The sequence below is a fragment of the Methylobacterium sp. WL69 genome, from assembly GCF_008039485.1.
Classification (GTDB): Bacteria; Pseudomonadota; Alphaproteobacteria; order Rhizobiales; family Beijerinckiaceae; genus Methylobacterium.
The window spans coordinates 1-1,812 of the sequence record NZ_VRUZ01000187.1 but is presented as its reverse complement, the minus strand read 5'-3'; the positions used below and the strand labels follow the sequence as shown (position 1 = coordinate 1,812).

The window sequence follows — 1,812 nt, the reverse complement described above, 5'->3', positions numbered from 1 at the left end:
CCGGCATCCCCTCCGGCCGAGCCCCCCGGGGAGGCCGCCGTGAGGAAGGTCGGCCTGAACTGGGACATCTCCGATTGGTTCAGGACTTCCTGAGGCCCCCCCCGCGCACGCGATCCGGAAACACGTCCGAGAGGCAAGAAAGCCATGTCCGAATCCACGGTTCGCAACCTGCTCTCCCCGACACGCTGGCGCCGCCTCTGGGATCGGCTCGAGGAGATGGAGGAGGCCCTTTCCGTGACCGGGGGGGAGATCCGCGACGGGCGCATCGCGCGTCTGGAAGCGGAGATCGCGGCGTTGCGTGTCCATGCCGGGCCGCCGCCGCGCGGCGTCCCCCCGTCGGTCGTGGCACCGCCGTCATGGCGTTCGGGACGTTGGCGGTCGTAACGATGGCCGTCGTGACGATGGCGGCCGACCGTGCGGATGGCGGACGCCCCGGCATGGACGTCCGCACGCGCCGCCTTCTCGATGCGCCGCTCATGCCGACCCTGGCCAGGATGGCGGCACCGAACATCCTCGTGATGATGGTTCAGACCTCCATCGGCCTGATCGAGACGTACTTCGTCGCCGGACTCGGCACCGATGCCCTGGCCGGCATGGCCCTCGTCTTCCCGGTGGTGATGCTCGTCCAGATGCTCTCCGCCGGCGGCATCGGCGGCGGCATCCAGTCGGCGGTCTCGCGTACCCTCGGTGCCGGACGGCAGGCGGAGGCCGGGCTGCTGGCATGGCATGCGGCGGCCCTCGGCGTCGGGCTCGGGGCCGTTACCAGCGTCCTCGCCCTGACCCTGGGGCCGTCCCTCTACGCCGCGATGGGCGGGACCGGCGGATCGCTTAAGGCCGCGACCGCCTACGCGACCGTCGTTTTCGGCGGGGCGATCCTCGTCTGGCTGTTCAACGCGCTCTCGGCGGTGATCCGAGGCACCGGCAACATGGCGCTTCCAGCCATCGTCACCTGCGTCGGGGCCATCGTGCTGATTCCGCTCTCGCCCGCGCTGATCTTCGGATGGGGACCGCTCCCCGCCCTCGGAATCATCGGCGGCGGCGTCGCGTTCGTGGCCTACTACGCCGTCGGCTCGGCGGTCTTCGCCGCGTACCTCTGGTCCAGACGCGGCGTCCTGCGGCCGAGCCGGAGCCTGCCCCCACCGACATGGGCGCCGTCACGGGAGATCCTTCGCATCGGTGCCCTCTCGGGCATCGCCAGCATGACTTCGAACGTCACGGTCATCGCCGCCACCGGCTTCGTCGGGGCGGCGGGACCGGCGGCCGTCGCCGGATACGGGACCGGCGCGCGCCTCGAATACCTCCTGGTCCCCCTGGTGTTCGGTCTCGGATCGCCCATCGCCGCACTCGTCGGCACGGCCCTGGGCGCCGGCGACCATGCCCGCGCCCGCCGGGCCGCGCTGACCGGTGCCGTCGTGGCGGGCGTCCTGACGGAGATCATCGGGCTCGGCGCCGCCTTGCACCCCGCCGCGTGGCTCGGCCTGTTCGGGGACGACCCGGCGATGCTCGCCACCGGCTCCCTCTACCTGCGCGTCGTCGGTCCGTTCTACGGGTTCTTCGGCTTCGGGCTGGCCCTCTACTTCGCCGCCCAGGGCGCCGGCCGCGTCGGCTGGCCCCTCGCCGCCAGCCTGCTTCGGATGGGGGTGGCGCTCGGCGGCGCCCGGCTCGCGGCGGCGCTCGGGTTCGGCCTCTCGGGCATGTTCGCCGCCCTCGCGGCCGGGTTCGTCGCCATGGGCCTCGTCAACGCGGCCGCCTTCGCCACCGGCCGGTTGATCCCGGTCGATCCCGCCCGTGGTTCGTCCCCGGTTCCCACCC

2 protein-coding genes are annotated in these 1,812 nt (G+C 72.6%); both read left to right on the top strand.

Annotated features, from left to right (window positions below; all coding sequences use genetic code 11):
- The first annotated feature begins 144 nt into the window (after positions 1–144).
- Positions 145–384, top strand: a complete 240-nt coding sequence (locus tag FV218_RS22315) for a hypothetical protein (RefSeq protein WP_147711592.1) — start codon at positions 145–147, stop codon at positions 382–384.
- A 53-nt stretch (positions 385–437) separates the two neighbouring features.
- A partial coding sequence (locus tag FV218_RS22310; RefSeq protein WP_147711593.1) for an MATE family efflux transporter occupies positions 438–1,812 on the top strand: 1,375 nt, incomplete at its 3' end.